At 68.9% G+C, this 6,457-nt stretch carries 8 protein-coding genes and 1 pseudogene; 3 read left to right on the plus strand and 6 right to left on the minus strand.

All coding sequences use genetic code 11. The annotated features are described in order from the left end of the window. From GPY60_RS26025 to GPY60_RS26045, 5 genes are all read right to left on the minus strand, one after another. Positions 1 to 435, minus strand: a 435-nt coding sequence (locus GPY60_RS26025) for an alcohol dehydrogenase catalytic domain-containing protein (RefSeq protein WP_156690575.1), incomplete at its 3' end; no start/stop codon positions are given. After that, entirely contained in the window at positions 435 to 1,055 is a 621-nt protein-coding gene (locus GPY60_RS26030; RefSeq protein ID WP_156690576.1) for a TetR/AcrR family transcriptional regulator, read from the minus strand. The genes GPY60_RS26030 and GPY60_RS26025, both read right to left, overlap by 1 nt. Beyond that, a complete protein-coding gene (locus GPY60_RS26035) occupies positions 1,036 to 2,319 on the minus strand; it encodes an acyl-CoA dehydrogenase family protein (protein ID WP_156690577.1) in 1,284 nt (427 codons plus the stop codon). Before GPY60_RS26035 ends, GPY60_RS26030 begins: the two co-directional genes overlap by 20 nt. A gap of 75 nt (positions 2,320 to 2,394) precedes the next feature. After that, positions 2,395 to 3,156: an SDR family NAD(P)-dependent oxidoreductase gene (locus GPY60_RS26040; protein WP_156690578.1), complete on the minus strand. Its 762-nt coding sequence runs from the start codon at positions 3,154 to 3,156 to the stop codon at positions 2,395 to 2,397. Position 3,157: 1 nt separating this feature from the next. Then, complete coding sequence (locus GPY60_RS26045; protein WP_156690579.1) at positions 3,158 to 4,201, minus strand: phosphotransferase family protein; 1,044 nt, start codon at positions 4,199 to 4,201, stop codon at positions 3,158 to 3,160. Positions 4,202 to 4,284: 83 nt separating this feature from the next. Here GPY60_RS26045 and GPY60_RS26050 point away from each other — a divergent pair, with 83 nt between their 5' ends. Together GPY60_RS26050 and GPY60_RS26055 are read left to right on the plus strand one after the other, a co-directional pair. After that, positions 4,285 to 4,893: a histidine phosphatase family protein gene (locus GPY60_RS26050; protein ID WP_156690580.1), complete on the plus strand. Its 609-nt coding sequence runs from the start codon at positions 4,285 to 4,287 to the stop codon at positions 4,891 to 4,893. A 35-nt stretch (positions 4,894 to 4,928) separates the two neighbouring features. Next, a complete protein-coding gene (locus GPY60_RS26055) occupies positions 4,929 to 5,981 on the plus strand; it encodes a phosphotransferase family protein (protein ID WP_156690581.1) in 1,053 nt (350 codons plus the stop codon). 35 nt (positions 5,982 to 6,016) lie between these two features. Here GPY60_RS26055 and GPY60_RS26060 read toward each other — a convergent pair whose 3' ends face one another. Continuing rightward, a complete protein-coding gene (locus GPY60_RS26060) occupies positions 6,017 to 6,328 on the minus strand; it encodes a LapA family protein (RefSeq protein WP_156690582.1) in 312 nt (103 codons plus the stop codon). Between GPY60_RS26060 and GPY60_RS26065 the strand changes: the two are divergent. Further along, a pseudogene (locus GPY60_RS26065) lies at positions 6,282 to 6,457 on the plus strand (DUF1049 domain-containing protein); the annotation flags it as partial. The gene GPY60_RS26060 and the pseudogene GPY60_RS26065 overlap by 47 nt on opposite strands.

Consider the following 6,457-nt stretch of genomic DNA (forward strand, 5'->3'; position numbering starts at 1 on the left):
CAGCACCACCACCCAATCGCCCTGTCGCACTTGGGCCACCGACCGCAGCGCGTGGTAAGCGGTGCGGTAGGTGACGCCGAATGCGGCGGCCGAGGCGAAGTCCGCCCCGTCGGGGACGGGCGTCAGCGACGCCGCGTCGAGCACAGCCTGCTCGGCGAACGCGCCGTAAAAGGTGGTCGCCGCGACGCGCTGGCCCGGGCGGAAGGGTACGCCCTCGCCGACGGCCATCACCTCACCCGCCAGCTCGCTGCCCGGGATGAACGGCACCGGAATCTTGACCTGATACCTCCCGGCGATCAGCAACACGTCGGGAAAGTTGACCGCCGCGGCGTGCACCCGCACCACCACCTGACCCGGACCGGGAACGGGATCGGCAACGTCCTCGACGACCAGATCCTCCGGCGTGCCGTAGCACTTGCAGACCACGGCGCGCATCAGCCGGTCCCCAGCCCCCGCAGGCAGAACCGGACCAGGTGGTCGATGTCGTCTGGTCCGGGCCGGTCGGCCGACCCGACGTAGCGCCGCAGCATCGCCGCGGTGCAACTGAACACCGCCTCGACGTCCCGGTCCACATCGTTGCTCCCCAGCGCCGCAACCGGTTCGGTGAGCAGGTCGCGCAGGGGCCGCATCATCTCCCGGTCGGTGGCGCGCCCATTGGTCGCCGGCGACATCTGCCCCGCGGCCGCGCGGCTCATGCTGATCAGGTGCGGGTCGGCGACCTGCGCCAGCGTGCCTTCGATCCAGCGCGCGACCTTGTCCCGCGGGTTCGATTCCTTGGCCATCTGGTGCTCGAGGTAGGACCCGACGATCGCCACCCCGCGCTCCATGACCGCCAGGATCAGGTCGTCCTTGCCGGCGAAATACCGGTAGAACGCCTTGTTCGACGAGCCGGCCTCCGCGACGATGTCGCTGACCCGCGGCGGTTCCGGGGCGACGCGTTCCATGACACGCACCGCGGCCGCGAGGATGCGCTCCACCTCCTCGGTGGCCTCACGCTGGCGCTCGTCGAGCGCCCGCTCGACGGCGGCGGCGACCCTATTGGTCAACGAGCTCACCGTATTTGGCGCGGGCGGCGGCACGCCGGACCTCAAGCGACTCGCTGGGCCAGTCGCCCTCCTCGGCCTCGTAGCCCTTGAGCAGCATCCGCGCCAGGTTGACCTTGTGCGCCTCGGTCGGCCCGTCAGCCAACCCGAGGGCTATGCCCCCGAGCAGCACGTTGACCAGGGGTAGCTGGTCGGTCAGGCCAATCGCCCCGTGCACCTGAATCGCCCGCATGGCAATCGATTTCAGCACCTGCGAGGCGAGGATCTTGCACGCGGCGATCTCGGCGCGGGCGGCCCGTTCATCGCCATTGTCGATCAGCCAGGCGGCGTGCAGCACGGTGAGCCGGAACGGGATGAGCTCGGTGTAGGAGTCGGCGACGAACTCCTGCACCAGCTGCTTGTCGGCGAGCAGACTTCCTTGCGTGAAGCGGCTTTTGGCGCGCCGCGACATCAGCTCGACCGCGCGCTGCGCCATGCCGATCGAGCGCATCGCATGGTGCAGCCGGCCGCCCGCCAGCCGCGTCTGCAGGATCATGAAGCCCTGCCCGGGCTCACCCAGCAGGGCGTCCGACGGAACCCGCACGCCGTCGTAGCGCACCAGCGAGTGGCCGGGTTCGTGGGGCGGGGCACCCACCAGGTGGTGATTGGCCTCGATGGTCAGCCCCTCGGTGCCCGCCGGCACCAGAAACGTCGAGGCGCCCTGGTGGACGGGCACGTCGGGGTCGGTGATGGCGACGACGATGAAGAACGAGGCGACGGAGGCGTTGGAGGAGAAGTACTTTCGCCCGGTGATGATCCAGTCGTCGCCGTCGCGCTCGGCCCGGGTGGTGAAGACTCGCGGGTCGGCGCCGCCCTGCGGCTCGGTCATCGAGAAGCACGAGAAGATCTCGCCGGACAAGAGGCCGGACAGGTACCGGTCCTTCTGCTCCTGGGTGCCGAACCGCGCGATGATCTCGGCGTTGCCCGTGTCGGGTGCCTGTGTGCCGAAAACGATGGGCGCCCAGGGGCTGCGGCCCAGGATCTCGTTGATCAGCGTCAGCTTGACCGCGCCGAAGCCCTGCCCGCCCAGTTCCGGCCCCAGGTGTGGGGCCCACAGGCCGTTGTCGCGGACCCGCTGCTTGAGCGGGTCGACGATCCGCCGGCGCTCGGAGTTCAAGGGCAGGAATTCGCAGCCGGGGAAGAGCACCTCGAGCGGCTCCACTTCCTCGCGCACGAACTCGCGGATCCACTGCAGCTTCTTCTCGAACTCCGGCTCGGTGGAAAAATCCCACGACATTGAAGACTCCTAGTTGTCTCATGCGGCGACCCACTGCGCCCGGCTGCGCCGCGCTTGCGATCGCCGCGGGTGTGTTTAAGGGATCCCGCCGTCGGCGCGCAGGATCGAACCGGTGGTGAAACTCGACGCATCGGACGCGAGAAACAGTGCCGCTCCGACGATTTCGGGGGGATCGCCGGCGCGTTTTAGGGACAGGTGACCGAAGCTCATGCCACCGTCGTCGAGGTTCCACGCCTTGCTGACGTCGGTGAGGAAGGGACCGGCCATCAGTGTGTTGACCCGCACCGTCGGCCCGAACGCCTGCGCCAGCCCCTCGGTCATCGCGTTGAGCCCCGCCTTGGCCGCGGCGTAGGGAATGATCCCGCCGTTGGGCCGCAACGACCCGGTCGAGCTGACATTGATGATCGAACCGCGTCCGGCGGCCACCATCCGCTCGCCCACCAGGGCTGACAATCGGAAGGGCCCCTTGAGGTTCAGGTTGACCACCGCGTCGAACAGCTTCTCGGTGACGTCGGTGAGCTTGTCGTACAACGGCGACATGCCGGCGTTGTTGATCAGTGTGTCGACCTTGCCGAAACGCTCGTAGGTGGCGTCCACCAACCCGTCGAGCTGGTCCCAGCGCCCGACGTGCACCTGATAGGGCATGGCCGAGCGTCCGGTCTCGGCCTCGATCTCCCTGGCGGTGCTCACGCAGTTGTCCATGTTGCGGCTCGCGATCACCACGTCCGCGCCACAGCGGGCGACGGCGAACGCCATCTCCCGCCCCAGGCCGCGGCTGCCGCCGGTGATCAGGATGACGCGGTCGGTGAGGTCGAAAAGCTTGTCGGCGTAGCCCATTTCAGTGGGCCCTGGACAGCTCGGCGGCGGTCGCGATCAGGCGGGGGATCATCTCGCCGAACGCGTCCTTGATCTTCGGGTCCACGTTCCCTTTGCGCACCGCGGCCGCGTAGGTCTTCTCCAGCACGATGCCGAGCTTCCAGTTCGCCAGCACCAGGTAGTAGTCGATGTTCTCGGTGGACAGGCCGCTGAGTTTCTCGTAATGCTCGAGCAATTCGCGGCGTTTGGGCATGCCGCTCATGTCCAGGTAGAAACCGTCGTCGCGCGGGTTCTCGCCGTCGTAACCCAGCAGCGCCCACGCGAGGTCGAGCAGCGGATCACCCACCGTCGTCATCTCCCAGTCCACGATCGCGGCGAGCCGGGCCGGGGCGCCGTGGGCGAACATGACGTTGGCGAACTGGTAGTCGCCGTGCATGATGCCGGGCGTGTAATGCGAGGGGCGGTGGTGCCGCAGCCAGCCGGCGGCCTCGTCGAGGCCCGGCAGGTCGCGCACCTTGTAGGAGTCCAGGAACGCCAGCCAGCGATCGACCTGGCGCTCGTGAAACCCGTCGGGGCGGCCGAAGCCCTCGAGTCCCTGGGCGCGCCAGTCCACCCGGCCCAGCTTCGCCGCACCTCCGACGAGTTCGAACGCAAGGCCGCGCCGGGCCTCGAGATCGGTGTCGAACGGCGCCCGCCACCCGCCGTCCATCGGGCTCCAACCGTCGATCGCCTCCATGACGTAGAACGGCATGCCCAGCAGGTCGCCCGAGTCGTCGGCGGCGATCAGCGCCTCGCGCGGGACGTCGGTCCCGGACAGCGCGCGCACGAGGCGGATCTCGCGGAGCAGGCCGTCGATGCGCGCCGCGTCGGCGCGCGCGCCGGGCATGCGCAGGACCATGCGCGCCGCGCCCTTTCCGGAGCCCCGCTCGATCAGGTACAGCGTGTTCTGGGAACCGCCCTTGAGCTGGTGCAGGACCGGCGTCTCGCCATCGCCCGGTGCGTCGTTCGCGTCCAGCCAGCGGGCGAGGACGCCCGCATCGAGGCCGATGTCATCGGTAGTCGTCATCACGCACACCCCGCTCTCCACGCGGAGAATAGCATTCTCCACTCGACGGGCAAGGGTGGCCGGCCTCATGAAAAGGTGAGGCCATGCAAGTGCTCCTGGTCCGCCACGCGCTGCCGCTGCGCAGCGAACACGGCGAGGGCTCCGACCCCGACCTTTCCGCCGAGGGGTTCGCGCAGGTGCAACGCCTGCCCGAGGCGCTCTCCCGCTTCCCCCTGTCACGAGTCGTGAGCAGCCCGCAGCGTCGCGCCATCCAGACCGCCGAACCGGTGGCCGCGGCGCGGGACCTGACCGTCGAGATCGACGACCGCTTCGCCGAATACGACCGCGACCTTCCGGTGTACATCCCCGTCGAGCAGATCAAGGCCGAAATGCCCGAGGAATGGGCGCGGCTGGCCCAGGGCCACCTGCCGAGCGCGGTCGACGAGGACGCCTTCCGCGCCCGTGTCCGCGCGGCCGTCGACGACCTCGTCGCGGCGGCCGAGCCCGACGACACCGTGGCCGTGTTCAGCCACGGCGGGGTGATCAACGTGCTGCTGCACGAGATCCTGGGCACGTCCCGGTTGTTGTCCTTCCCGGTCGACTACGCGTCGGTGACCCGGCTGCTGTTCTCCCGTTCGGGTCAGGCGACGGTCGCGGCGGTCAACACGACCGAACACGTGTGGGACCTATTGCCGAGAAACCAGCGGTGGTGACCGGGCCGGCCCGTCGGCGGTGGTAAACAAGTCCGGTGACCTCAGCTGACCAACTGGAAGGGCTGGACCTTTCCTCGCTGGACTCCTATCTGCGTTCGCTCGGGCTCGAACGCGACGGCGAGCTGCGGGCGGAGTTCATTTCCGGTGGCCGCTCGAACCTGACCTTCCGCGTGTACGACGACGCGACCAGCTGGCTGGTGCGGCGGCCGCCGCTGCACGGGCTGACCCCTTCCGCCCACGACATGTCCCGCGAGTACCGGGTGGTGGCGGCGCTGTACGACACGCCCGTGCCCGTCGCGCGAGCGATCGCCCTGTGCGAGGACGAGTCGGTGCTGGGCGCCCCCTTTCAGATCGTGGAGTTCGTGGCGGGCCAGGTGGTGCGCCGCCGGGCGCAGCTGGAAGCGCTCAGCCACACCGCCATCCAGGGCTGCGTCGACTCGCTGATCCGGGTGCTGGTCGACCTGCACAGCGTCGACCCGAACGCCGTGGGGCTGGCCGACTTCGGCAAGCCGAGCGGTTACCTCGAGCGGCAGGTGCGCCGCTGGGGCTCGCAGTGGGAGTTGGTGCGGCTGCCCGAAGACCGCCGCGACGCCGACGTGGAGCGGCTGCACACCGGGCTGCGGGAGTCCATCCCCCAGCAGAGCCGCGCGTCAATCGTCCACGGCGACTACCGCATCGACAACACGATCCTGGACGCCGACGACCCGACCAAGGTGCGCGCGGTCGTCGACTGGGAGCTCTCGACGCTTGGTGACCCGCTCAGCGACGCGGCCCTGATGTGCGTCTACCGCGATCCCGCGCTCGACCTCATCGTCAACGCGCAGGCGGCGTGGACGTCACCGCTGCTGCCGACGGCCGACGAGCTGGCCGACCGCTATTCGCTGGTGGCCGGGCTGCCGCTGGCGCATTGGGAGTTCTACATGGCGCTGGCGTACTTCAAGCTGGCGATCATCGCGGCCGGCATCGACTTCCGCAGGCGCATGTCGGACCTGGCGCGCGGCCAGGGTGACACCTCCGACCATGCGCCCGAGGTGGTTGCGCCGTTGATCTCTCGGGGGCTCGCGGAGTTGGCCAAGCTGCCCGGTTGAGTGCGCACTGACGGCTCGCACTCAAAGCCCGGGATTCACACCCCGCGGTTCGCCTCGGCCGAGCGCGCCGCCGCGAGGTGTTTTTTCGCCGTGCGGCGCAATTGCAGAATCCGCGCGGTGCCGACCGCGACCGTGATCAGCCCGCCGACCACCGCTGCCAGCAGGATGGCCACCCCCAGCGGCAGCGTCCAGTGCCAGCCCAAGAACTGAAAGGCCGTCGACGCCGTGTTCTGGGCAATGAAGATCAGCAACAGGATCAGGATCAGGAAGCCCGCGATCAGCGCCGACCACAATGCGCCGGCGCTGATCGCGGGCTTCCTGATCCTGATCCTGTTGCTGATCTTCATTGCCCAGAACACGGCGTCGACGGCCTTTCAGTTCTTGGGCTGGCAGCGGTGGTCGGCGGGCTGATCACGGTCGCGGTCGGCACCGCGCGGATTCTGCAATTGCGCCGCACGGCGAAAAAACACCTCGCG

The sequence above is a fragment of the Mycobacterium sp. Marseille-P9652 genome, assembly GCF_902652685.1.
GTDB lineage: Bacteria > Actinomycetota > Actinomycetes > Mycobacteriales > Mycobacteriaceae > Mycobacterium.